The following is a 24029-nucleotide window of genomic DNA, read 5'->3' as shown; positions in this document are numbered from 1 at the left end:
TCCCCCGCAAGGTAATGCGAGTGGCGACATGAATGATGGCATAGAGACTGAACCGGGTGGACAACCGCTGCCCGGCAATGAGCGGCCAACGCTCAAGACAATCGCCTTGATGACAGGCCTTGGCATAACCACAGTTTCTCGAGCTTTGAAAGACGCGCCTGATATCGGCGCCGACACGAAGGAGCGAGTGCGCAAGGTCGCCCAGCAAATCGGCTACCAGCCAAATCGCGCCGGAGTTCGTCTGCGCACCGGCAAGACGAATGTCATCGCGCTGGTCTTGAGCGTGGATGAAGAGTTGATGGGCTTCACCACACAGATGGTATTCGGCATTACCGAGGTGCTGTCCAGCACCCAGTACCATCTCGTCGTTACGCCCCACACCCATGCCAAAGACCCGATGATCCCGATCCGCTATATTCTGGACACGGGCTCTGCCGATGGCGTGATTATCTCGAAGATGCAGCCGGACGATCCACGGGTCCGTTTCATGACCGAACGCAACATGCCATTCGCCGCTCATGGGCGCACCGACATGGGCATCGAACATCCCTATCATGATTTNGATAATGAGGCTTACGTCTATGAGGCAGTGAGACGGCTGTCACAATGCGGGCGAAAGAGAATTGCCGTCCTTTTACCACCGACACAATTTTCATATCACGATTTTGCCCGGCGCGGCTTTGACCGCGGCCTGCGCGATTTCGGTCTCCATGAATTTCCGCTGAACGGCATCATCAGCAACGACACGCCTTTGGACCAGATCAAGGAGGTCAGCCGGACGATGATGAGTGCAGCAGATTGTCCCGACGGGTTGGTGTCGATCAGTGGCACCTCCACCATCGCCTTCGTCGCAGGCGTCGAAGAGACAGGTAAGAAAATTGGCAAGGACATCGACGTCGTATCTAAACAGTCGGCGGATTTCCTCAATTGGCTTCGCCCTGAAATTCACACGATGAACGAAGATATCAAGCTCGCTGGTCGCGAACTGGCAAGGGCGCTACTGGCGCGTATCGATGGAAANCCGGTAGCGGGATTGCAGAGCCTCAGCCAACCGGTCTGGTCCAGCCGCGCACCAAAATTCAGCGAATAACAAAAGGCCCGCAGTAAGCGGGCCTTTCAATGTCAGGATCAGAAAATGTCCAGGCCACTGCCCCATGGACCGTGCGGCTTGTCCACACCGTCGATGCGCTCGAANCCATGCGCGCCGAAGAAGTCGCGCTGCGCCTGAATGAGATTGGCGCTGCCACGGGCGCGGCGGTAAGCGTCGAAATAGCCAAGAGCGGATGCCAAGGCCGGAACCGGCAGGCCAGAGAGAACGGCATGAGAGACGACCCGGCGAAGCGGTGCGTCCGTGTCCTTCACCATCTGTGAGAAAGCGGGCGTCACAATGAGGTTCGCAACGTGCGGATCCTTCGTGAAAGCCGAGGTGATTTCATCTAGGAACTGTGAGCGAATGATGCAGCCAGCGCGCCAGATGCGGGCGATGGTCGGCATCGGCAGGTTCCAGCCGAATTCCTTGGAAGCGGCAGACATCACAGCAAAGCCCTGTGCATAAGCACCGATCTTTGCCGCCAGAAGCGCATTTTCCAGATCGGCGATGAATGCCTTTTTGTCAGCAGGTGCTGCCAACGCCTTTGGCAGACCGAAAATCTTTNCGGCAGATTCGCGCTCGTCTTTCTGCGATGACAGAATACGTGCGGCAACGGCGGCCTCGATGGCAGTGGCTGCAACACCCATATTCTGCGCTTCGATCACGGACCACTTGCCTGTGCCCTTCTGGCCAGCCTTGTCCAGAATGAGATCGACCATCGGCTTGCCGGTGATCGGGTCCGCAGCGCGCAGAACCTTCTCCGTGATTTCAATGAGGTACGAATTGAGGCGACCCTTGTTCCACTCGGCGAAGACATCAGCGATTTCAGACGCGGAAAGATTGAGGCCATCACGCAGGATGCCGTAGATTTCGGCGATCATCTGCATGTCGGCATATTCGATGCCGTTATGGATTGTCTTGACGAAGTGGCCTGCGCCATCATTGCCAAGCCACGCAACGCACGGCTCATTATCGTACTTGGCGGAAATCGATGTCAGAACCTTTTCGACACGCTTCCAGCTGTCTTCCGTACCACCAACCATGATCGACGGACCGTGGCGCGCACCTTCTTCACCGCCGGAAACGCCCATGCCGATAAAGGTCAGGCCGCTGTCCTTGAGGTTGTCGAAACGGCGGATGGTGTCGCGGAAATTCGCATTACCGGCATCGATCATGATGTCGCCGTTTNCGAGATGAGGCTTCAAAATTTCCATTTGCTGATCGACCGGATCGCCAGCCTTGATCATGATGATGATCGGGCGCGGCGGGCGGATAGCGGCGACGAATTCCTCGATGGTTTCGCAAGGAATGATCTGGCCCTGCAATTCGCCTGCGTCGGCATAGAATTTCTTCGTGACTTCCGGGGTTCGGTTGAAAACAGCAATCTTGTTGCCTTTTTCCGCGATGTTGAGCGCAAGGTTCGAACCCATTACGCCAAGACCGATCAAACCGATTTCTGCCTGTTCCACGGATGTATCTCCAAATTGCTTATAACGGCGATGTTGTGGCACTCTAATGTGGAAACGGCAAGGCTGCTGCGATCTGAAACGATTAAATTTTGATGACGCAACTCAGCTTTGCGACAGACGCATGAGACTAGCCTTTACCCACTTGCCCCCTACCGCATGGCTTATCGTCTCCATCGTCCAGCGCGCGCCATGCCGCCCCGTCCATGTCTTCATATTGTCCGTTTTTCAGCGACCACATGAACGCGAAAAGCCCGAGAGCACCCAGGAACAGCGCCACCGGAATGAGGAAGAACAGCATATTCATGCAAAACGAACTCCCGAAGATTGTCCGGTCACGGGCGTCTCTCCGATGGCATCCGGCGTTTTTTCGAAGACGTTGAGACGCAGAGCATTGGCGACGACGAGGAGCGAAGATGTCGACATGGCGATGGCCGCAATCATCGGCGTCGCATATCCAGCAAGCGCAATCGGCACAGCGATGATGTTGTAGCCGATGGCCAATGCGAAATTCTGGCGGATGAGGTTACCCGCCCTCTTGGAGATATCGATTGCGAACGACACTGCGCGCAGATCATCGCGCATGAAAACGAAATCCGCCGCCTGCCGCCCAATGTCTGCTGCGGTCGCGGGCGCCATCGATACGTGGGCAGCCGCGAGCGCGGGCGCATCGTTTATGCCGTCACCGACCATCAAAACGTGCCGACCTTCGCCTTCAAGGACTACGCAACGATTGGCCTTATCAGCGGGTGACAGCTCACCTTTCCACATCGAAATGCCGACACGCTGCGCAACCGCTTCGACAGCCCGCGGCCGGTCGCCAGAGACGATTTCCATTGTGAAACCAGCACGCTCGAGTTGGGCGATGGCAGCAGTCGCGCCGGGACGAATCCGGTCTTCAAACTGAAACTGTGCGATCTCGCGTCCGTCGATCGAAAGAACCACCTCCGATGCCGAATGCCGCGTCTCAGTGTCGATGGAATCATCTGGGCAAGCAAAACGCCTGTTACCCAGCCGATACGTGCCGGACGATGTTCTGACCTCCATGCCCGAACCCGGGATATCAACGATCTCTTCGAAGACCGTCAACGGGCCGCCAACTTCACGCAACAGCGCCTGCGAAAGAGGATGCAGTGAATTTGCAGCGATGCTTGCGGCAATTTGCATCGCCTCTAGCGAGATAGAAGCGCCATTCATCAATTGTGGTTGCCCCAGCGTCAGCGTACCGGTCTTGTCGAACAGAACGGTATCGGCCTCCGCCAGCCGTTCCATCCCTGAGCCGTCCTTGACCATGATACCGTTTTNGAACAGCCTTCCAGCGGCAACCACCTGCACGACCGGAACGGCGATGCCGAGCGCACAGGGGCAGGTGATGATCAGAACCGCAATCGCAATCAGCATTGCCTGCTTCCAGTCACCACCCAAGACGCCCCAGGCAATGAATGACGTCAGCGCCAGCAGATGCACGACCGGTGAATAATATTGCGCGGCCCTGTCAGCCAGACGGCGATAACGCGCCCTGCCCCNTTCGGCAGCCTCCATAAGCCCGATGATTTCGGATAGGAAAGAGTCCCGCGCCAACGCCGTCGCTTCCATCACCAGCGGCCCTGTCAAATTGAGCGTCCCGGCCTGGATGAGATCACCGGCATGCACCACACGCGGCCCGCTTTCACCATTAGCAATGGAGACATCCAGATCGCTGTTGCCGCTGACAATCCTGCCATCGACCGGTATCCGCTCGCCCGCTGTAATCGCCACCCGGTCACCGGGTGTAATTTCGCTGACGGCTCGGTATTCACGGTTGCCATCATCAAGCAGAATGGTCGCACCCCGGGGCGAAAGCCGTGCCAACCCTGATATGGCGGAACGCGCCCGATCGCGCATGACATGATCCAAAGCCCGCCCGATCAGCAGGAAAAACAGCAGCGAGACAGTCGCATCGAACCAGGCGTGGGCGCCGCTGTGCATCGTTTCCCAAATGGACACGCCATAGGACAACGTAATCGCCAAAGCGATCGGCACATCCATATTGGTGCGACCGCGCCTCAGTGCGTTGTAGGCAGATCGATAGAAAAACCGCCCGCCGTAAATCAACGCCGGTGCAGCGATCAGCGCAGAAATCCAGTGAAACATGTCGCGAGTTGCAGCATCGGCCCCGGACCAGACCGAAATCGACAGCAGCATGATGTTGACAGCCGCAAAGCCGGTAATGCCAACGGCGCGGATCAGCTTGTTGCGCATGTCATCTGATATCTCCAGCCCGGAGCCGAACAGATGCGCCTCGTACCCCGTAGCCGCAACGGCCTTTGCCAGATCGACAGGGTCCGTCCTAACACCAGCAACCTCTTCCATCCAAACAATGGAAATCCGCTTTGACGATAGGTTGACGCGGGCGCGCTCCACCTGGGNCATCCGTGTCAGCATGTTTTCGATCGTGGTGATGCAGGCGCCGCAGTAAACACCAGGCACGGAAAGATCAGTTTGCCGCAGCCCCTGCCCAAGATCGCGGCTTGCCAGCATCAACTCCTCTGAAGACGGCAATGCTCTCTTCAATCCCGCCTGCTCAAGAGCAATTTCGGTGCCAGGTGCGCAGCAACTCATCTCACACCTCCGGTAATATCGATGCGTTTTCCCTCGTGCACGATGATCGCCCCATCCTTNACGGCGATTGCTTCAACGATCCAGTCGCCTGCGGCCAGCTCGTGCCGCGCGGAAAATGTGTTGGGGCTGTGTTTTNCGAGAGGAAGTGAAAAGTCCTGATGCTCCCCCACCGGACGGCGGAAGTTCAACGTCACCGTATCGGTGTCGATGCCCCCGCGCTGCGGATGGGACACCTCGTATTCGATGATGCTTCCATCGATATGAAGCTCACCGACGATGCCGGTGGCGGCGCGGGCCTTTGCCGCCTCCGCCTTGCCGTTGAATTGCTGGCTGGCGACATAGGTGTTTGGCACCACAAGTCCGCTCCAACTTGTTACGGCGTTCCAGGCCATCGTCACATTCACGGAGATGACCGTGCCAAAGAACAGCAGCATGATCGCCAGCATGTGCCAGCCGGTAAAGGTAAAGTGCTGTCTCTTACGTTGTTCAGCGCTCATTTCCTTGCTCCCGGCCCGTTGAAGACGGCCTTGTAATACGCGGTTTCGGAATATTCGTCGTCGATCGCTATGAAGATGAAATCTTCGGCTGTGCTGGCAGCTGTGCCGCTGGGCGTCGTTACGAAAACCCGCAGATTGGTCACCTCATCCGGCTTCACCTCGATGCTGAAGGACCGGGCGGGCGCATCCGCGATGCCGTTGATCTTCATCACCGCATTCGGCAAGCCATTGAGAGAAAGGGTGATGGTCCGAGGTTGAGCAATCATGTTCAGCAACCGCACGGTATAGCCGTTGCGGATTGCGCCATCCGATTCCATCACATATTGCGGGTTGCGATCATGCAGAACGTTAACGGACAGCCGCTCTCTGGTTGCCAGCGTCACCAGCATGACGATGCCGACGAGGCACCAGACCGTTAGATAGAACACCGTGCGCGGGCGAAAAATGATGCGCCAGTTGAAGTGCCTGATGCCATTGACGAAGCTTCCATCCGCGTTTCGAACGTTGGCGGGGCGGATGTCATGCGCATCACCATCAGTGGCAAGCGCCATGTTGTCTTCGTATTCGTTCAGCGTGGCATAGGCGATCAGGCCGCGCGGCTTGGAAAGCTTGTCCATGACGCTATCGCAGGCATCGATGCAAAGCGCGCAGGTAATGCATTCCATCTGCTGGCCGTCTCTGATGTCAATGCCCATGGGACAAACCGCAACGCAGGCGTTGCAATCCACACAGTCACCCACCGGTTCCCCAGTGGCAATGGCCTTCTTGGCATGGCGTGAACGCCGTTCACCGCGCCAGTCATTATAGGTCACGACCAGCGAATGCTCGTCCAGCATGGCACCCTGAATACGCGGCCACGGGCACATGTAAGTACAAACCTGCTCGCGCATCAGCCCGCCGAGCACGTAGGTCGTCGCCGTCAGCGTAGCCACGGTATAATAGGCGACCATCGCCGCCTCGCCGGTCAGAAACTGCATGGCGAGCGTTGGCGCGTCGGCGAAGTAGAAAATCCACGCACCACCGGTTAGAACGCCGATGAGAAGCCATATGGAATGCTTGAGTACCCGTTTGCGTATTTTGTCGAATGTCCATTCACCGGCATCGAGCTTCATCCGCGCATTTCTATCACCTTCGATAAAACGTTCGACCACCAGAAACAGGTCAACCCACACGGTCTGCGGACAGGTATAACCGCACCAAGCTCTGCCTACCGCAGAGGTCAGCAGAAACAGCCCGAACCCGGCCATAACAAGCAATCCGGCGACGTAGAAAAATTCCTGCGGCCAGATTTCGATGAAGAAGAAATAGAAGCGCCTGTTGGCAATGTCGATCAACACAGCCTGATCCGGCGCATAAGGTCCACGGTCCCACCGAATCCACGGCGTCAGATAATAGATGCCGAGCGTGATCAGCATCACGATCCATTTGAAGCGCCGGAACCGGCCTTCGGCGCGCTTGGGAAATATCTTCCTGCGGGATTCGTAAAGCGGTTGTCTGATTTTAGCGGAATTGACCGGCTCCGCGTTCAGTCTCTCAACCGTGTCTGAGCTGTTGCCGTTGGTGACAGCGTTGTAGATGTTCATGGTCGTGGGCCCGGTTTCTTACCCTTGCCTTTTGGCATTTCGCCGGGCAACCATCCTTGACTTAGGTCAAGTCAAGACAAAGTGGCGCAGGCCACGCACCATAAGGAGGCCGCAATGACCACCATGTTTTCCCGCATCGTCCACATTCCGATCGAGCGTCCCTGGAAAGAGGTCTACGCCTTTGCAGCTGACCCTGCACGAATGCCGCAGTGGGCCGCCGGTCTTGCCAGCGGTTTGACGCAGGATGGCGATAAATGGATTGCGTCCGGCCCGCTTGGCGACGTCCGCGTCAGCTTTGCCCAGCAGAATGACTACGGCGTCATCGACCACATCGTCACCCTGCCGGACGGGACGGAGGTCTACAATGCGCTACGTGTCACACCCAATTGTGGTGGAGCGGAAATCGCATTTACGCTACTCCGTATGCCGGGTATGAGCGATGCGGATTTTGAACGTGATGCCGCTGCGGTATTTGCGGATTTGACCACGCTCAAAAATATGCTTGAGAAGAAATAGGAACTTCCGATGACCGGCCGCAATCGCAATATTGACTATATTGAGTTCAACGTCAGCGATATCGAAAAGACAAAGAGCTTTTACAATGCTGCCTTTGGCTGGACGTTCAAGGATTACGGCCCGGCATATTGCGAGTTTTCGGACGGCAGGCTGACGGGTGGTTTCACGACGACAGGGCCAGTGAATGCCAAGGGCGGCGCGCTGATCATTCTGTTTGCGGATGATATCGCTGCCATGCAGGCCAGCGTCGAAAATGCCGGTGGCAAGATCACCACGCCAGTCTTCGAGTTTCCCGGTGGACGGCGTTTCCACTTCGCGGACCCGGACGGTTACGAACTTGCTGTCTGGTCGGATCGGTAAAATGGAAAGGACCGCAAAACGCGGCCCTCTCGCTTTCCGGGCGGCAGCTTTTACTCCCCGCCACCAAGAGAATGAACGAACAACGTCAGTTGCTTGACTGTCGTGTCGCTCAGACGCTCTCCCCAGGCGGGCATGACGCCGTGCTTGGGCATGCGAATCTGCGCGACAATTCCGTCCTCCCCATGCGCCTTCAGCCAGATGGCGTCGGCAAGGTTTGGTGCACCCATATCGCGGTTGCCCTTGGCATCGTCGCCGTGACAGGACGCACAATTATCCGCGAAAATTCGCGCGCCGGGCTCCACCATGGACGCATCACGCGCGGTTCCAGTGAGGCTGACGACATAGGCAGCAACCTCGCGGATTTCGTTACTCTTCAGCATTTCACCAAAGGCCGGCATCTCCGAAATCCGGGTGTCGGCGTCTTCGGTAAACCGGATGCCATGCGTGATCGTGGTGTAGATGTCGTTGGCAGTCCCGCCCCACAACCAGTCGTCATCGTTGAGATTTGGATAGCCATTGCCGCCTTCCGCACCAGAGCCGTGGCACTGGACGCAATTGATTTTGAAGGCGGCAGCGCCGCCAGCCACTGCCAACTGCATGAGTTCGCTATCCGCTTGAATATTCTCCAGCGAAGACGAAGCGATTTTGTCCAGATAGACATTTTGCGCAGCCTTGGCGTGCTCGCTGTCAGCGACGAAATCTGAGCGGCTATGCCAGCCGAGAAGACCTTGCGTACTGCCTGATATCAACGGCCATGCCGGAAAGGCAATCGTGTAGCCGATAGCCCAGAGGATGGTCATGTAAAAAGTCCACACCCACCAGCGCGGCATGGGGTTGTTCAGTTCTCGAATGCCATCCCACTCGTGACCGGTGGTTTCAACGCCGCTAATGTCGTCAATGTGTTTATCGGACATGATCAGTCCTCCCTGAGCGGAATGCGGGCGGCATCATCGGCGGATTTCCTGGAACCCGGGCGAAGCGTGAAGAGGACGACGCCTGCGAAGAAAAGTGTCATAACAAGCAGGCCCCAGCTGTCGGCGAAGTGGCGCATGGCCGTGTAGGTTTCCATGGCGTTTCTCCTCACCGATATCCGGCGGCATCGTCATAGGTCGAGAAATCGACCAGCGTGCCGAGCATTTGCAGATAGGCGACCAGCGCATCCATTTCGGTGACCTTGGACTGGTCGCCGTCGAAATCACCGATCTTGGCCTTCGGATAGCGCGCCTCCAGCCCCGTCGTATCGGCATTGGGGTCGGCTTGTGCGTTCAAGTCCGCTGCCGCGTTTTCGATCATCTCGTCGCTATAGGGAACGCCGACCATGCGGTTGGCCTTCAGATCCATGGAGATGTCCGTCACCTTGAGTGGCGTCGTCTTAAGGAATGAATAGCTGGGCATCACGGATTCCGGAACGACGTCGCGCGGTTCAATGAGATGCTGGACGTGCCACTCGTTGGAGTAACGTCCACCCACACGCGCAAGGTCTGGCCCTGTGCGTTTCGATCCCCACTGGAATGGATGGTCGTACATGCTTTCTGCGGCCAGGCTGTAGTGACCATAGCGCTCCACTTCGTCACGGAACGGGCGGATCATCTGGCTGTGGCAGACGTAACAGCCTTCGCGGAGATAAATGTTGCGCCCCGCCAGTTCCAAGGGCGAATATGGCCGCATACCCTCCACCTTCTCGATGGTATTTTCGAGGTAGAAAAGCGGTGCGATTTCCACAATACCGCCGATCGAAACCACCGCTAGCGAACCGACGAGCAACAAGGTCGCGTTTCGTTCGATGACGCCGTGTTTGTCGAGAATAGACATCGTTGAAACTCCTTATTCCGCAGGCTGCAGCTTGGGCGCTGCGGTCTTGAAGCCCGCCTCGTTGCGCTGGTAGCCCAGAATTGTCATGGTGACGTTGTAGGCCATGATCAGCGCGCCCCCGAGGAACAGCGCCCNGCCCAGCGCACGCAGCACATAGTAGGGAAAGAGTGCGGCGACCGATTCAGCGAAGGAATAGACCAGGAAACCTTGCGAGTCGTATTCGCGCCACATCAGCCCNTGCTGGATGCCAGCTACCCACATGACGGCGGCGTAGACGACGATGCCGAGCGTTGCGAGCCAGAAGTGCCAGTTGACCATCTGCATGCTGTAGAGGCGTTCACGGTTCCACAGTTTTGGCGTCAGATAGTAGATCGCACCGAAGGTGATCATGCCGTTCCAGCCAAGTGCGCCGGAGTGAACATGGCCGATGGTCCAGTCGGTATAGTGGCTGAGCGAGTTGACGGCCTTGATGGACATCATTGGACCTTCGAAGGTCGCCATGCCGTAGAAGGCAACAGCCATAACCATCATGCGAACGATCGGATCGGTGCGGATCTTGTCCCATGCGCCCGACAGCGTCATCAGGCCGTTGATCATGCCACCCCAGGACGGCATCCAAAGCATGATGGAAANCACCATGCCCAGCGTCTGCGCCCAGTCAGGCAGAGCCGTATAGTGCAGGTGGTGCGGACCAGCCCAGATATACATGAAAATCAGCGCCCAGAAGTGAATGATCGACAGCCGGTAGGAATAGACCGGGCGGTTCACTTGCTTGGGAATGAAATAGTACATCATGCCGAGGAACCCGGCCGTCAGGAAGAAGCCGACAGCGTTGTGCCCGTACCACCACTGCGTCAACGCATCCTGCACGCCCGAGAAAGCCGAGTAGCTTTTGACCCCGAGGAACGACACCGGCATCGACAGGTTGTTGACGATGTGCAGCATGGCGATGGTGACGATGAAAGCGAGGTAGAACCAGTTCGCGACATAGATGTGCGGCTCTTTGCGCTTCAGGATCGTACCCAGGAACGTGATGAGATAACAGACCCAGACAATCGTCAGCCAGATATCGACATACCATTCGGGCTCGGCATATTCCTTGCTCTGGGTGATACCCAGAAGATATCCCGTCGCCGCCATGACGATGAAGAGATTGTAGCCCCAGAACACGAACCAGCCGAGATCGCCGCCGAACAACCGCGCACGCGACGTCCGCTGCACGACGTAAANCGACGTGGCGATGAGCGCATTGCCGCCGAAGGCAAATATCACGGCTGACGTATGGAGCGGACGAACACGCCCGAAATTGAACCACGGCTCGATGTTGAGATCAGGAAAGGCGAGTTGCAGGGCGATTATGACGCCGACGAGAAAGCCGACGACACCCCAGAACACCGTTGCAATCACGCCGTAGCGAATGACCTCATCGAAATATTCAGATTGAAGCCGTTCCTTTGCGGCAGGGTCAACCGGCGCAAAGGATACGCAGCGTAACATGATGACCGCGCCAATCATCAGCACGCCAAACAGCACCCACATATGAGCGGCGAAAAGTTCATCGTAAGCGAAAGCCGCCCCGAGCAAAGCGAGGAAAGTACCAATGCCCACCATCGCCGTTCCAAATAGAGAGTTCATTGTTGGTTTCCCCCAACGTCATCGCAGATATGACGCGGGTCACCGGACCACTCATAGAACAGCAGCAAACGTGCTTTCGCGTCGTTTGCTGCTTTGCCACCGCCTTGGACGAGCGGCCTTGATCCAAATCAAGTTGAGACGTTTAGGTGCGGCGGCTGACGGAGATAGCCTAGCCCTTCATTTTAAGAGGAAGCCCCGCCGCAATGAAGTAGACTTCGCTGGCCACAGACGCGATCTGCTGATGCAAACGCCCGACGTGGTCGCGGAACTCCCGTGCCATACGGTTGTCAGGCACAATGCCGAGGCCGACTTCGTTAGACACGAAGACAATATTTGCACGCGCCTTTGCTGCATGTTGAACGAGGGCGGAAAACGCGCCTTCGACATCAGCGCCCTCCTCCAGCATCAGATTCGTAACCCACAATGTAAGGCAATCAACGAGGATGACATTATCAGGCTGATCGAGTTGCTGCAGGACATGTGTAAGGTCAATCGGCTCCTCGTGGATATTCCACACGTCGCCCCGCCGCTCTCGATGCAGCGCAATACGCTGCTTCATCTCGTCATCCCAGGCGCGGCCTGTAGCAATGTAATGCGCAGATCCGTCGCCCGAAAGAACCAGATTTTCGGCAAACGTCGATTTTCCGGAACGCGCTCCGCCCAGCACCAGCACACAGCGAGATATGGAGGTCATGAGAAAAACGATCCGGTAGCCATTGCGATACCAATCGCAAGCCGCGGAAACGAAAACATGAAAAGAGAACGATTCGTAGATATGGAGGCGTTCTCCCGGTCAATCATGCCATGCTTGCGCGGTGGTGTATCGAGGCTTGTTTACCCGCCCGCGGCATGCGGACATGTCAGCAAATTCGTACGATACAAAAGCGCCGGATCGTTAGGAAGAAAATAGGTCCACTCAGGGTTCTTGTCAAATCAACAAAAGCCAAGCACGTGATGCACTAGCCTGCGGAGAACGAGGCGCCTTTCGGAACATGAAAGGCTAAGGCAGCACCGGTACGCAAAACCAAATCCGGCGTGCATGCAAAGTCATAGAGGCAGAGTGTTACCGGATGGTTAGCATCCACAACGAAAACAGCCGATAAGGGAATTTTCCAGCCAGATTGCCTTAGCTTGAAATCGCATCAATATTGCGCGGGAGATTCGCAACCCTGCGGCCAGAGGATATGCAGTGATCATATTGACGACAATGGATTATGTCGCCCTCATCGTTTTCATGGTGCTGTGGACGTCTTACACCTATATCACCACCGCCAAANCGCCGTTTNCGCGCACCAGCCTCAACCAGGCGATGGCAGACCGCCGTCGTAAGTGGATTTATAATTCGCTGACACGCGATCTGAAANTGATCGATACCCAGATCATGGCGGGCCTGCAGAACGGTACGGCGTTTTTCGCCTCCACCTCGATCTTTGCCATTGGTGGATGTTTCGCGCTGCTGGGCGCGACTGACCAGGTGGAATCGGTCTTCCGCGATATGCCCTTCGTGCACTATGCCGGTCGCACCGCATTCGAAGTGAAGGTCATCGGGCTGACATGCCTGTTCGGCTATGCCTTCTTCAAGTTCGGCTGGTCCTACCGCTTGTTCAACTACTGCACCATTCTGTTCGGTGCGATGCCGATGTTGCACGAAACGAATAGCAACAGGCAGGCGGCGGAACATGCCGCCGAAAACGTCATTCGCATGAATATCATCGCCGCGAAAAACTTCAACGACGGGCTGAGAACGATCTTTCTGTCCATCGGTTATCTCGGCTGGTTCATCAGCCCTTATGTCTTCATCGCATCCACGGTCATCATCACCGTAGCCCTGCTGCGCCGACAATATTTCTCTGAAGCGCGCCGCGCCATCATGGATGATTTCCACGCGCCATGAAATCGCCGCACTTCACAGGCGAAGCGCAGGCAGCAGACTGTAACCGTTGTAAAGGACGGATAAATGAGTAACGATCCGGCAGCTCCAGCGGTGTCAACGTCGAAAGGCCGGATCGGCGGGCTCGACACGCTGCGCGGTATCGCGCTGATTGCCATGGCGAGTTATCATTNCACCTGGGATCTGGAGATGTTCGGTTATCTCGATCCGGGTACAGCAACGCAAGGCTTGTGGCGGCTCTACGCGCGGGGAATTGCAAGCTCATTCCTTTNCCTTGCAGGCTTCAGCATCTATCTTGCCCATCGGCGCGGCATCCAATGGACCTCCTTCGGCAAGCGTTTCGCCATGGTGGCGGGTGCCGCACTTCTGATTTCCATCGCAACCTATTTCGCGGTGCCGGATGGCTGGATATTCTTCGGAATTCTGCACAACATTGCCGTTGCGAGCCTCATCGGCCTGATATTCCTGCGGCTTCCGATGGTCGTCACGCTGGTGGGCGCGGCAGCTGCGCTCATTGCACCGATCTATCTAAGCTCCGATGCCTTCAACCCTATCTGGCTATCATGGATCGGTCTGTCAACGACGCCTCCGCGCTCCAACGACTATGTGCCGCTTCTGCCGTTTCTAGGTCCCTTCCTTCTGGGCCTGGCCGTCTCGCAATTCGTAACGCCGCGTGGCTGGCTGGACCGGTTTAGAAAGCCGAGCGCAAGGCGAGACATTTTCGCCCTGTTCGGTCGTCACAGTCTGCTTTTTTATATCGTTCACCAGCCGGTGTTGATCGGAATCGTCTATCTGGCGTCGCTCATTGTGCCACCGCCCCCTGTCGATCAGGTCGAGGCCTACAAGAAAAGCTGCGAGGCCGGCTGCATGCAACAGCAGAACGGACTTGAGCTCTGCCAGAGTTTCTGTGGCTGCACGCTGGAAAAGCTTCAGGCCGAAAGCCTGTTCGACCCGATGATGGCGAACGCACTTGTTCCTGATCAGCAGACAAAAATCGGCGAGATCGCGGCGCAGTGCTCGCAGACAGTCCAGTAAGTGTGGATCAAGTGCCGACGCCGATTTCGGCGAGGCGCGTCAGACAGGCTTCCTCGACATTATCAAGTTCCACAAGCGTCTCCTCGATGTCCTTGCGCTTCTGGCGCAGGTCGGCGCGCTTTTCGTCCACCTTCTTCATCAGAAGTTCGAGTTGGCCGGATTCGCCCGGTGGCTCCTTGTAGACCTGAATGATTTCGCGGATTTCAGCAATGGTGAAGCCAATACGGCGTCCACGCAAAATCTCCTGAATGAGCCTGCGATCCGCCATACGGAAAAGCCTTGTGCGGCCACGGCGTTCAGGATGTATCAGGCCCTCGTCCTCATAAAAACGAAGGGTACGGGTGGAAACCCCGAATTCGCGCGTCAATTCCGTAATGCTGTAATATTTATTCAAGGCTTCATCCGATTCTGGAGCATCGGACCGAAACAGACAGACGGTTTTCGGAATATCCGTTGCTCGAACAACAAGATAGAATGACGAAGCGGCTCATGCTTCACACCCCAATCTCCATGAAAAGCAATATGATTGACCTTAACGTAAAAGTCAATTTTCAACCGATCAGATCGGAACGCCAAACCACCATGTTGCAAGGCCGAGAAAGGAGAAGAAACCGACGATGTCGGTAACGGCGGTCACGAAAACCGCAGAGGAGACAGCGGGATCGGCCCCGTATTTATCCAGCAACAAGGGAATGATGATGCCAGCGATGGCCGCCGCAAACATGTTGATCATCATGGCAGTTGCAATGATGCCGCCCAGATTGACATCCTGAAACCAAAGGCCGGCGATGATGCCGATTGCGCAGCCGAACAGTGCGCCGTTCAGTAGACCAACACCCGCTTCGCGTCGGATGATACGGGCAGCATTATGAATATCGAGATTTTTCGTCGCGAGCGCGCGCACCGACACGGTCATGGTCTGTGAGCCGGCGTTGCCGCCCATACCGGCAACGATCGGCATTAGAACAGCCAGCGCAACAATCTGCTCAATGGTCGCGTCAAACAGGCCGATGACGGAAGCGGCCATGAATGCCGTGATCAAATTCACAGCCAACCAAGGAACGCGTGAGCGTGAGGTGACGGCGATGGAGTCGGACAGCTCCTCATCACCCACACCGCCAAGGCGCAGCAAATCCTCTTCCGCCTCTTCCTGCATGACGTCGACCACGTCATCGATGGTGAGAACACCGACCAGCCGGCCGTTATCGTCCACCACGGCAGCCGACAAAAGGTCATACTGCTCGAAAAGTTGCGCGGCCTCCTCCTGATCCATCTCCGCCGCAATGGGATGGTTCGTCTCGTGCATGATCGTTTCGATCTTCACTTGCCGCTTGGAGCGCAGCAATCGGTCGAGATCGAGCGCACCAACCAGTTTGAAGGTCGGGTCGATGACGAAAATCTGCGAGAATGATTCAGGCAACTCCTCTTCTTCGCGCATGTAATCGATGGTTTGGCCGACGGTCCAGAATGGTGGCACCGCCACGAACTCCGTTTGCATACGCCGACCGGCTGAACTTTCCGGATAATCCAGCGCCCGCAAAAGCAGCACGCGCTCGGTAAACGGCATCTGCGCAAGAATGTCTTCGCGATCTTCGCGATCCATGTCTTCGAGAATGTAGACGGCATCGTCCGAATCCATCTCACCGATACCGGCAGCGATCTGGTCGTTCGGCATCTGTTCCACGATGTCGAGGCGGATTGCTTCGTCCACCTCGGTCAGCGCGGTCATGTCGAAGTCGGAACCCAACAGGCGCACCATGGCGTGGCGCTGTTCCGGCATAATGGATTCGAGCAGGTCTCCGAGTTCGGATTCGTGTAGGCGGGCTACGTTTNCACGCAGAAACAGCACGTCGCGATCCGCAATGCTCGCACCCACCATCGCCAGAAAGTCAGACCGAATCGAACCATCTTCGGAGTAGATGTCAGCCATCACTTCCGGCCTTTTGGCATGGTCAGGCGCGCGATGATCGTCGTCGGCTTGTGTCAACTTGCGCCCNTTTTTCCGGCTGAGTGCCCTGCTTCGCGAAAGCGCAGGAGAATGGCTTTTAAAAACACAATGTCAACAACAGGATAGGAGAAAATAGGTTGCAATTTCCTATCCCCATCCTGCTCAGCTGCGAGGTTTTTCTTTAACCAGTCGTGAAACAGTCTCGCTGAATTGAACGCCCTGCTTAAGTTGCGAGCAAGTTACGAGTTGACATATGATAGTTATCCGGGAATCTGGAGCAAAATGCTGCAATAACAATCGCTCCGGGTGGCACCGGAGTCGAGCGGCAAGATAAGAATTATATCAGAAAGAGACCTTTCAATGGGCAAGATGGATTTTATCGGCAAGGCTTCCAGTGCGGCTGGCGGCTGGGGCGCACTCAAGAGTGTGGGTAAGCGCCTGTTGGAATCGGGCGCGCCGATTTCCGGTGCCAGAACCCTGCTTAAGGCAAATCAGCCGGATGGCTTCGATTGTCCCGGTTGCGCCTGGGGTGACCCCGAGCACGGCTCTTCCTTCGAGTTCTGCGAAAACGGAGTGAAGGCCGTTGCATGGGAAGCCACCGAAGCGCGCGTGCCGCCTGATTTTTTNGCGGGTCACACGGTTTCCGAGCTTCGCACATGGTCGGATTACAGCCTCGAAAAGCAGGGCCGCCTGACGGACCCGCTACGCTATGACCGCGCGACAGACAAATATTTGCCCGTGTCCTGGGACGATGCCTTTGCTGAAATCGGCAAGGTTCTGAATAGCCTCGACAGCCCTGATCGTGCCGAATTCTACACATCCGGCCGCGCGTCCAACGAAGCCGCCTTCATTTATCAGTTGATGGTCCGTCTCTACGGCACCAACAACTTTCCTGATTGCTCCAACATGTGCCATGAGGCAAGCGGCGTTGGTTTGAAGGCCTCCGTTGGCGTTGGCAAGGGTACAGTTCTTCTGGAAGATTTCGAGAAGGCGGACGCCATTTTCGTGATCGGCCAGAACCCCGGCACCAACCACCCGCGCATGCTGGGTGACTTGCGTCGTGCCGCCATTCGTGNCGCGCGCATCGCTGTTTTAAATCCAATTCGTGAAAAGGGTCTGGAGCGATTCACCGACCCGCAAGACAAGCTGGAAATGATCACCGGCGGCAACACGAAGATTGCTACCAACTATTACCAGCCTCGTCAGGGTGGTGACATGGCCGCCGTTCGCGGCATGAGCAAGGCTGTGTTTGCTGCAGATGATGCGGCCCGTGCCGCTGGCAAGCCTGCCATTATCGATTACGATTTNCTGGCCGAACACGCAGTGGAATTCGAGGCCTATCGTGCTGCCGTCGAGGCGACCAGCTGGGAATCTATTCTCGACCAGTCCGGCTTGACGCGCGACCAGATCGAAGAGGCCGCTGGCATCTACATGGCCTCGAACGCGGTGATCGCAACCTGGGCGATGGGCATCACACAGCACAAGCATTCGGTCATCACGATCCGCGAAATCACCAATTTCATGTTGCTGCGCGGCAATATCGGTCGCCCCGGTGCAGGCCTCTGCCCGGTCCGTGGCCATTCCAACGTTCAGGGTGACCGCACAGTCGGTATCGATGAGAAGGCGCCACCTGCCCTGCTCGACGCGTTGGAAAAAGAACTCGGTGTGCCAATGCCGCGCAATCGCGGCCACAACACGGTCGAAGCCATCACCGCCATGCTGGATGGAAAGGCGCAAGCCTTCATTGCACTGGGTGGCAACTTCCTGCGCGCCACGCCGGACAGCCCGCTGATCATTAAGGCGTTCGAGAAGCAGAAGCTGACGGTCAACATCGCCACCAAGTTGAATCACTCGCATCTGGTTCCCGGCGAAACATCCTTCATTCTGCCATGCCTTGGCCGCACCGAAATCGACCGCAACTCGCAGGGCAAATCGCAGATCGTGACCGTGGAAGATTCCATGAGCATGGTCCACGGCTCCGGCGGTATCAACGAACCCGCTTCGCCGGAACTGCGCTCGGAAGTCGCCATCATTGCCGGCATTGCGGCAGCGACGCTTGGCAATGAGCGCGTTCAATGGGCAAAGCTTGCTGACGATTACGATCTGATCCGGGATATGATCTCGCGGGTTCTTCCCGGCTTCCACGAGTTCAACGAGCGTGTGCGCGTGCCGCGCGGCTTTCATCTGCGAAACGCAGCTGCGGAACGCGAATGGAATACGGCGGCTAAAAAAGCCACCTTCTTCACCGGTGCCCTACCGGAAANGACGGACCATCAGGAAGCGCTGTCCAAGAATGGTATCTTCGTTCTGCAGACATTCCGCAGTCACGACCAATACAACACCACCATCTACGGCATGGATGACCGTTATCGCGGCGTTTATGGCGAGCGTCAGGTCATTTTCATGAACCCCAAGGACATGGAAANGCTGGGTGCGCATGCCAAGCAGCGCGTGGACGTGATCGGTGAATATGGCGATGGTATCGAGCGCATTGCCGAGAACTTCCGCCTCGTGCCGTACAATATTCCAGAGGGAAGCGTCGGCGGCTATTACCCGGAGCTGAACGTTCTGGTACCGCTGCACAGTTATGGCGAAGGCAGTTTCACGCCGACATCGAAATCCGTTCTGGTTTCGGTTCGCCTTCGCAAAGAGGCAGAGGCCGCCTGATGACTGAGGATCAATCCGCCGCGCGCTTTATGGCGGTGGCGGAGCAGATCAGCCTGACGGCTCCGGTTGCGCTGGACGCCACCGGGGCCGCGCTCGTTGCAGCCATTCATCTGGGGATCGGCACCGACAGCCGCACCCTTTCCAACAGGCTCGGCATTGCGCATGCTCTCGTGCTGCGGGAAATCAATGCTCTGTCCGGCAAGGTGCTGACCGTCGTCAAACGCGATACGCGCACGCAGCGAACATGGGTGGAACTCACCACTGAGGCGTCGTCTCTGGCGCTATCCGCCTCTGAACTCTTGCTGAAACACTCAGGTTCAGCCGAATAGAAGAGATGGAGCGTCATATGGCAATTCGTTCTCTCGTGCGCTATCCGCACCCTGCACTCGCGGCCAAGTGCGAGCCCGTGACGGATTTTGGACCTGAGCTCGCGCAGCTTGCCCGGGATTTGCTGGAGACGATGCGCGCAGCGCCGGGCGTCGGCATTACGGCGGCGCATATTGGCGTTCTCCAGCGTCTATTCGTTCTTGAACTGAAGCCGGGCGATGTGCGCACCTACGTCAATCCGGACATTTTGGAGACGTCGGCAGACACCATGCGGCAGATGGAAGGCAGCGTTTCCATGCCAGGCTCTACCGAGGAAGTTGAGCGCCCGTCGAGTGTAAAGCTTCGTTTCCAGGATGTCTCCGGGCAGTGGCACGAAGAACTGGCGGAAGGCTTTCACGCCATCTGCATTCAGCACGAGATCGATCAGTTGGACGGCATGTTCTGGCTGAAACGCCTGTCGAAACTGAAGCGCGATCGACTCATTCGCAAATGGGAAAANTCCCAGCGGTGATCAGCCGATTGTAAGATTGAACTGCGGTTCGCCACGCAACGTGTTGCTGACAGTGCAGATGTCTTCCGCCGTGTGAGCGATGGTTTGCTTCATCTCATCATCGAAATCACCTGAGATGACCAACCGCATATCGAAGCGGATGATCCGCCCCGGTTCGCCGTCTGACTTTTCACCGCTAACGTTCGCTTCGGCCTTCTCGAAACGATCAAGCACGCCTAACTGGCTTGCAGCAATACGAGCGCTCAGGACAAGGCAAGCGGCCAGCGACGAATAAAGCAAGTCAAGCGGATTGAAACCGGGCTCTGACGCAGCCGTAACCACGGAAAGCTCCCCGCCAGTTGGCGTCTCAATCTGCGGGTGGCCTTTCCGTCTCAGCGTTGCGGTGGCGCCGGTCTCGCGCTTTTTTACCCTGAAATCGCTCATTCAATGTCCTATTTTTTNATTTNCGAAANTTACATTTNGCACAATGGAACCAAATTACCCGCTTGCGCTTTTACTCACGGAACGGTGATCGACCGTTATAGATTTATAGAAAATAGGAGCTGGGACACATGGCTACAGGCGCACTCGTTAGTATTCTGATCACATTTCTGGTCATCGTACTCATTCTTTGGCTGATTAATCGCCTGCCGGTCGGCGGTAGCGCAAAGCAGATCGCCCAGGTGATCGTCATCATCATCGGTATTATCTCGCTGCTGAAGTATCTCGCAGTCTTTTGATCGATCCGACATAAATGTCTAAAAGCCCGGCCCGATTTTAAATCGAGGTCGGGTTTTTTTTNATGAGGACGACTGACTAAACCGGAAANTATCTGACATAGGCGAACTCATCACCGCTAGGTGACCAATTGGGGGAATTCATAGTCCCCTGCCCGCCGAACAATTCGAACAATGTTTCCACGTTGCCACCATCCGTATCCATCATGCGCACGCGCACATTCAGATCGCGCGGATGATCAAAGACATCGGCGTCATAGGAAATGAAGACCACCTTGTCACCCTTAGGTGACGGATGGGGAAACCAGTCTCCATATGGACTGTCTGTCACACGCTCGACAGCAGAGCCATCCACCTTCACCCGCCATATCTGCATACGCCCGGTGCGGCTGGAGTTGAAATAAATCCACTGCCCATCTGCCGAGTAATCTGGCCCGTCATTGCGTCCCTCGCCATGCGTCAGGCGCGTCTCCGTACCGCTTTCGATGTCCATGGAATAGATGTCGAATATCTGATCGCGAATACCGCAATAGGCAAAGCTTTTGCCATCCGGCGCCCAGCCGTGCCAGTAAGACGGCAGGTTATGCGTCATGAGCTTCGGCGTGCCGCCCGCGGATGGCAGCAAATAAATCGTGCTTTTACCGAACTCCACCTTGTCGGAAATCGCGTAAAGCAAGCCGTTCGGCGAAATTCCGTGGTCGTTGTTACACTGGCTTGCAAAACCGGTATCGACCTTCTCAATAGCTGTACCACCAGCCAGCGACAGGCGGTAGAGCAGCCCCTCGCTATTGAGCAAANGATATCGCCCATCAGGCGACCAGTTCGGTGCCTCGAACAGCTCCGGCATCTGCCAGACCACCCGGTTTTGCCGCGTGCGAATGTTGAAGATTTCAACGGAACTGCGCATTATCCTTATGTATCCTGTATCGAATCGAAGACGTCTTTCAATGCAACACGTATAAGCTGATCGAGAAATAGTTGTCGTCCTGACGTAATTTTAGCTTCATCCACGTCCTCCTCAGTAAACTCTGGATCGACCGCCATATCGACATTCAAAATCCACCAGACATCAATCTTCCGCGCAATTTTGTTAATCTCAAATAACAGTTCGACATCAAGGGCGTCTTTGTTGTCATCTAGCAAAATTGCATAAAGCTCATGGGCAACTTCGTTGCGGTACTTTGAGAAACGATCAATAAGCTGCTCATCCTCAACTGAAATTGCACCGATTTCCAAGTGGAAATTACTGCAGGCCCGAAATACGCTTTTACCCTTNATAAGTTCTCCATATTTCGAGTTGGGCTTTCCAACTAGCTTGCCGTCAACCACTTCCCATTCAGAGGTGAAAAAGTCTTTTACCTTTCCCTCAATAAGCTCCTTCAAGTTTTCGTAGATGACAAGAAATAGCGCCGCCACGCGGAGATTAAGGGAGACGCCGTTATGATCTTCCTTCAAAAGGCTTTTTATTTTCTGGTACGGAAGATCATCTATCTCCACCTTCTACCTATCCCTGAAGCGGTTGGTGATCGGATAGCGACGGTCGCGACCAAAATTCTTCTTGGTGATCTTCACGCCCGGCGCGGATTGGCGGCGCTTGTATTCGGCGAGATAAAGCAGATGCTCGATACGATGGACGGTTGCTATATCGTGACCGCGCGCGACGATCTCCTCCACCGACATTTCCAGTTCCACGAGGCATTCGAGAATATCGTCTAGCGCCGGATAGGGCGGTAGCGAGTCCTGATCGGTCTGGTTGGGGCGCAGTTCTGCCGAGGGTGCTTTAGAGATGATGTTGGCCGGGATGACTTCGCCTGATGGACCAAGCGCCGTTGGCGGAACGTGGGCATTTCTCCAGGCGGAGATCGCATAGACCTGCATCTTGTAAAGGTCTTTGATTGGGTTGAAGCCACCATTCATGTCGCCGTACAGCGTGGCGTAACCCACCGACATTTCAGATTTGTTGCCTGTCGTGACCACCATGGAGCCGAACTTGTTCGAGATGGCCATGAGGATAGTACCGCGAGCGCGGCTTTGCAGGTTTTCTTCGGTGATGCCCTCTTCCGTTCCTTCGAACATTTCAGCCAGTGAAGACAGAAAACCATCCACTGGCTCAGCAATCGGGACGATGTCGTAACGGCAACCCAGCGCCTTGGCGCAATCCGCCGCGTCCTTGAACGACTCTTCCGACGTGTAGCGATAGGGCAGCATGATGCAGCGCACTCGCTCTTCGCCCAGTGCGTCCACAGCAATCGCGGCACATATCGCTGAGTCGATGCCACCGGACAGGCCCAGAACCACGCTCTTGAAGCCGTTCTTGTTCACGTAATCACGGAAGCCCAGCATGCAGGCGCGATAATCGGCTTCCTCGCCCTCGGGGATTTGCGAGAACGGTCCTTCGTCGCAATGCCAGCCCTTTTCGGTCCGCTTCCAGTCCGCGACGGCCAAGGTCGCTTCGAACTGGCTCATCTGGAAAGCCAGCGTCTTGTCCGCATTGAAAGCAAAGCTTGCACCATCGAAANCAAGCTCGTCCTGACCGCCCACCTGATTGGCAAAAACAAGCGGTAACCCGCTCTCGATCACCTGCCGCAGGGCGACCTGATGGCGCACATCTACCTTGCCGCGATAGTAAGGCGAGCCATTTGGCACTAGCAGAATTTCAGCGCCGCTTTCAGCCAACGTCTCACACACACCGAGGTCGTTCCAGATTTCTTCGCAGATCGGAATCCCGATTCGAACTCCCCTGAAATTGTAGGGGCCGGAAATCGAACCTTCGGAAAAGACACGCTTTTCATCGAACTCGCCATAGTTGGGCAAATCCACCTTGTCGCGCAGGGCAACGATACGGCCACCGTCCAATAGCGCAACGGAATTATGCCGCCCGGTTTCGCCCTGACGGGGAAATCCGATGATAATGCCCGGCCCGCCATCTGATGTCTCGGCGGCAAGCTCCTCCACTGCCTTCAGACATGATTGCAGAAATGCAGGCTTCAGAACCAGATCTTCCGGCGGATAGCCAGAGATGAACAGCTCGCTCAGCAGCAACAGATCGGCACCTTGCGAGGCAGCGTCGGCGCGGGCTTCCCGCGCAAGCGAAAGGTTGCCAGCGACATCGCCGACAGTGGGGTTGAACTGCCCTACGGCAATTCGCAATACATTGGGATCGGTGTGTATTTGGCTCATGACTCTCATTTACCGTGGCTAAGCAGGCCGTGCAACGCAAGCCTTTAAACTCGCTCAAAATAACCGCATCGGGAAGGCAACCGCCTTACGCAATGGTTATTCGGCTACCTTGTGAATTTTGCATAGTTCATATCGCATTCACGCCGCTTATGTGACAGTTACATGACATCCTCGTGACGCCCGATTCACGCGGC

At 56.1% G+C, this 24029-nt stretch carries 24 protein-coding genes; 9 read left to right on the top strand and 15 right to left on the bottom strand.

Annotation, left to right across the window (positions count from 1 at the left end; translation table 11 throughout):
• Positions 1 to 28 precede the first annotated feature (28 nt).
• Positions 29 to 1090 (top strand): LacI family transcriptional regulator, encoded by a 1062-nt coding sequence (locus CUC55_RS16165; protein WP_103088513.1) that lies wholly within the window; start codon positions 29 to 31, stop codon positions 1088 to 1090.
• A gap of 38 nt (positions 1091 to 1128) precedes the next feature.
• On the opposite strand, the gene gndA is transcribed toward CUC55_RS16165, so the two are convergent.
• The 5 genes from gndA to ccoG all read right to left on the bottom strand — a co-directional run bounded on the left by gndA (position 1129) and on the right by ccoG (position 7237).
• Positions 1129 to 2559 (bottom strand): NADP-dependent phosphogluconate dehydrogenase, encoded by a 1431-nt coding sequence (gene gndA, locus CUC55_RS16160; RefSeq protein WP_103088512.1) that lies wholly within the window; start codon positions 2557 to 2559, stop codon positions 1129 to 1131.
• Positions 2560 to 2686: 127 nt separating this feature from the next.
• The gene (ccoS, locus tag CUC55_RS16155) at positions 2687 to 2863 is read right to left on the bottom strand and encodes a cbb3-type cytochrome oxidase assembly protein CcoS (RefSeq protein WP_067642901.1); all 177 of its coding nucleotides are present in this window, start codon (positions 2861 to 2863) and stop codon (positions 2687 to 2689) included.
• Entirely contained in the window at positions 2860 to 5157 is a 2298-nt protein-coding gene (locus CUC55_RS16150) for a cation-translocating P-type ATPase (protein ID WP_103088511.1), read from the bottom strand. Before CUC55_RS16150 ends, ccoS begins: the two co-directional genes overlap by 4 nt.
• Positions 5154 to 5654, bottom strand: a complete 501-nt coding sequence (locus CUC55_RS16145; RefSeq protein ID WP_103088510.1) for a FixH family protein — start codon at positions 5652 to 5654, stop codon at positions 5154 to 5156. Before CUC55_RS16145 ends, CUC55_RS16150 begins: the two co-directional genes overlap by 4 nt.
• On the bottom strand, positions 5651 to 7237 hold the full coding sequence (gene ccoG / locus CUC55_RS16140) for a cytochrome c oxidase accessory protein CcoG (protein WP_067642893.1): 1587 nt from the start codon (positions 7235 to 7237) through the stop codon (positions 5651 to 5653). Before ccoG ends, CUC55_RS16145 begins: the two co-directional genes overlap by 4 nt.
• Before the next feature lie 114 nt (positions 7238 to 7351).
• On the opposite strand from ccoG, the gene CUC55_RS16135 reads away from it, so the two are divergent.
• Together CUC55_RS16135 and CUC55_RS16130 are read left to right on the top strand one after the other, a co-directional pair.
• Complete coding sequence (locus tag CUC55_RS16135; RefSeq protein WP_067642890.1) at positions 7352 to 7753, top strand: SRPBCC family protein; 402 nt, start codon at positions 7352 to 7354, stop codon at positions 7751 to 7753.
• A gap of 9 nt (positions 7754 to 7762) precedes the next feature.
• On the top strand, positions 7763 to 8113 hold the full coding sequence (locus CUC55_RS16130; protein ID WP_067642882.1) for a VOC family protein: 351 nt from the start codon (positions 7763 to 7765) through the stop codon (positions 8111 to 8113).
• Positions 8114 to 8163: 50 nt separating this feature from the next.
• Here CUC55_RS16130 and ccoP read toward each other — a convergent pair whose 3' ends face one another.
• The 5 genes from ccoP to cobU form a co-directional block, all read right to left on the bottom strand.
• Positions 8164 to 9027: a cytochrome-c oxidase, cbb3-type subunit III gene (ccoP, locus tag CUC55_RS16125; RefSeq protein WP_067642879.1), complete on the bottom strand. Its 864-nt coding sequence runs from the start codon at positions 9025 to 9027 to the stop codon at positions 8164 to 8166.
• A gap of 2 nt (positions 9028 to 9029) precedes the next feature.
• On the bottom strand, positions 9030 to 9182 hold the full coding sequence (locus tag CUC55_RS16120; protein ID WP_067642876.1) for a CcoQ/FixQ family Cbb3-type cytochrome c oxidase assembly chaperone: 153 nt from the start codon (positions 9180 to 9182) through the stop codon (positions 9030 to 9032).
• Between the two features lie 11 nt (positions 9183 to 9193).
• Entirely contained in the window at positions 9194 to 9925 is a 732-nt protein-coding gene (ccoO, locus tag CUC55_RS16115; protein WP_067642873.1) for a cytochrome-c oxidase, cbb3-type subunit II, read from the bottom strand.
• Between the two features lie 12 nt (positions 9926 to 9937).
• On the bottom strand, positions 9938 to 11560 hold the full coding sequence (gene ccoN / locus CUC55_RS16110) for a cytochrome-c oxidase, cbb3-type subunit I (protein WP_103088509.1): 1623 nt from the start codon (positions 11558 to 11560) through the stop codon (positions 9938 to 9940).
• A 169-nt stretch (positions 11561 to 11729) separates the two neighbouring features.
• Positions 11730 to 12254 (bottom strand): bifunctional adenosylcobinamide kinase/adenosylcobinamide-phosphate guanylyltransferase, encoded by a 525-nt coding sequence (gene cobU / locus CUC55_RS16105; protein WP_067642868.1) that lies wholly within the window; start codon positions 12252 to 12254, stop codon positions 11730 to 11732.
• Positions 12255 to 12758: 504 nt separating this feature from the next.
• Between cobU and CUC55_RS16100 the strand changes: the two genes are divergently transcribed.
• The gene (locus CUC55_RS16100) at positions 12759 to 13454 is read left to right on the top strand and encodes a DUF599 domain-containing protein (RefSeq protein ID WP_103088764.1); all 696 of its coding nucleotides are present in this window, start codon (positions 12759 to 12761) and stop codon (positions 13452 to 13454) included.
• Positions 13455 to 13517: 63 nt separating this feature from the next.
• Positions 13518 to 14486, top strand: coding sequence for an acetyltransferase domain-containing protein (locus CUC55_RS16095; protein ID WP_103088508.1), 969 nt, complete (start codon positions 13518 to 13520; stop codon positions 14484 to 14486).
• A 7-nt stretch (positions 14487 to 14493) separates the two neighbouring features.
• Here the strand turns inward: CUC55_RS16095 and CUC55_RS16090 are convergent, their stop codons facing one another.
• Positions 14494 to 14880: a MerR family transcriptional regulator gene (locus CUC55_RS16090; RefSeq protein ID WP_067642862.1), complete on the bottom strand. Its 387-nt coding sequence runs from the start codon at positions 14878 to 14880 to the stop codon at positions 14494 to 14496.
• Positions 14881 to 15045: 165 nt separating this feature from the next.
• Entirely contained in the window at positions 15046 to 16416 is a 1371-nt protein-coding gene (mgtE, locus tag CUC55_RS16085; protein ID WP_103088763.1) for a magnesium transporter, read from the bottom strand.
• 378 nt (positions 16417 to 16794) lie between these two features.
• Between mgtE and CUC55_RS16080 the strand changes: the two genes are divergently transcribed.
• Genes CUC55_RS16080 through CUC55_RS16070 form a run of 3 tightly spaced genes read left to right on the top strand, consistent with a single transcriptional unit; the run spans position 16795 to position 19939 of the window.
• Positions 16795 to 19101, top strand: a complete 2307-nt coding sequence (locus CUC55_RS16080; protein ID WP_103088507.1) for an FdhF/YdeP family oxidoreductase — start codon at positions 16795 to 16797, stop codon at positions 19099 to 19101.
• Positions 19101 to 19430 carry a hypothetical protein gene (locus tag CUC55_RS16075; RefSeq protein WP_067642853.1) on the top strand — a complete coding sequence of 110 codons (330 nt, stop codon included), beginning with the start codon at positions 19101 to 19103 and terminating at the stop codon, positions 19428 to 19430. The genes CUC55_RS16080 and CUC55_RS16075 overlap by 1 nt, the downstream gene beginning before the upstream one ends.
• Before the next feature lie 17 nt (positions 19431 to 19447).
• Positions 19448 to 19939: a peptide deformylase gene (locus CUC55_RS16070; protein WP_103088506.1), complete on the top strand. Its 492-nt coding sequence runs from the start codon at positions 19448 to 19450 to the stop codon at positions 19937 to 19939.
• On the opposite strand, the gene CUC55_RS16065 is transcribed toward CUC55_RS16070, so the two are convergent.
• Positions 19940 to 20362, bottom strand: a complete 423-nt coding sequence (locus CUC55_RS16065; RefSeq protein WP_067642847.1) for an OsmC family protein — start codon at positions 20360 to 20362, stop codon at positions 19940 to 19942.
• A 128-nt stretch (positions 20363 to 20490) separates the two neighbouring features.
• On the opposite strand from CUC55_RS16065, the gene CUC55_RS16060 reads away from it, so the two are divergent.
• Positions 20491 to 20658: a Thivi_2564 family membrane protein gene (locus CUC55_RS16060; protein WP_103088505.1), complete on the top strand. Its 168-nt coding sequence runs from the start codon at positions 20491 to 20493 to the stop codon at positions 20656 to 20658.
• Between the two features lie 76 nt (positions 20659 to 20734).
• Here the strand turns inward: CUC55_RS16060 and CUC55_RS16055 are convergent, their stop codons facing one another.
• Complete coding sequence (locus CUC55_RS16055) at positions 20735 to 21562, bottom strand: TolB family protein (protein ID WP_103088504.1); 828 nt, start codon at positions 21560 to 21562, stop codon at positions 20735 to 20737.
• A 593-nt stretch (positions 21563 to 22155) separates the two neighbouring features.
• On the bottom strand, positions 22156 to 23835 hold the full coding sequence (locus tag CUC55_RS16045; protein WP_103088502.1) for an NAD+ synthase: 1680 nt from the start codon (positions 23833 to 23835) through the stop codon (positions 22156 to 22158).
• Positions 23836 to 24029 lie beyond the last annotated feature (194 nt).

It is taken from the genome of Agrobacterium bohemicum (genome assembly GCF_002896715.1).
Classification (GTDB): domain Bacteria; phylum Pseudomonadota; class Alphaproteobacteria; order Rhizobiales; family Rhizobiaceae; genus Agrobacterium; species Agrobacterium bohemicum.
This window is presented reverse-complemented; position numbering and strand designations above follow the sequence as displayed.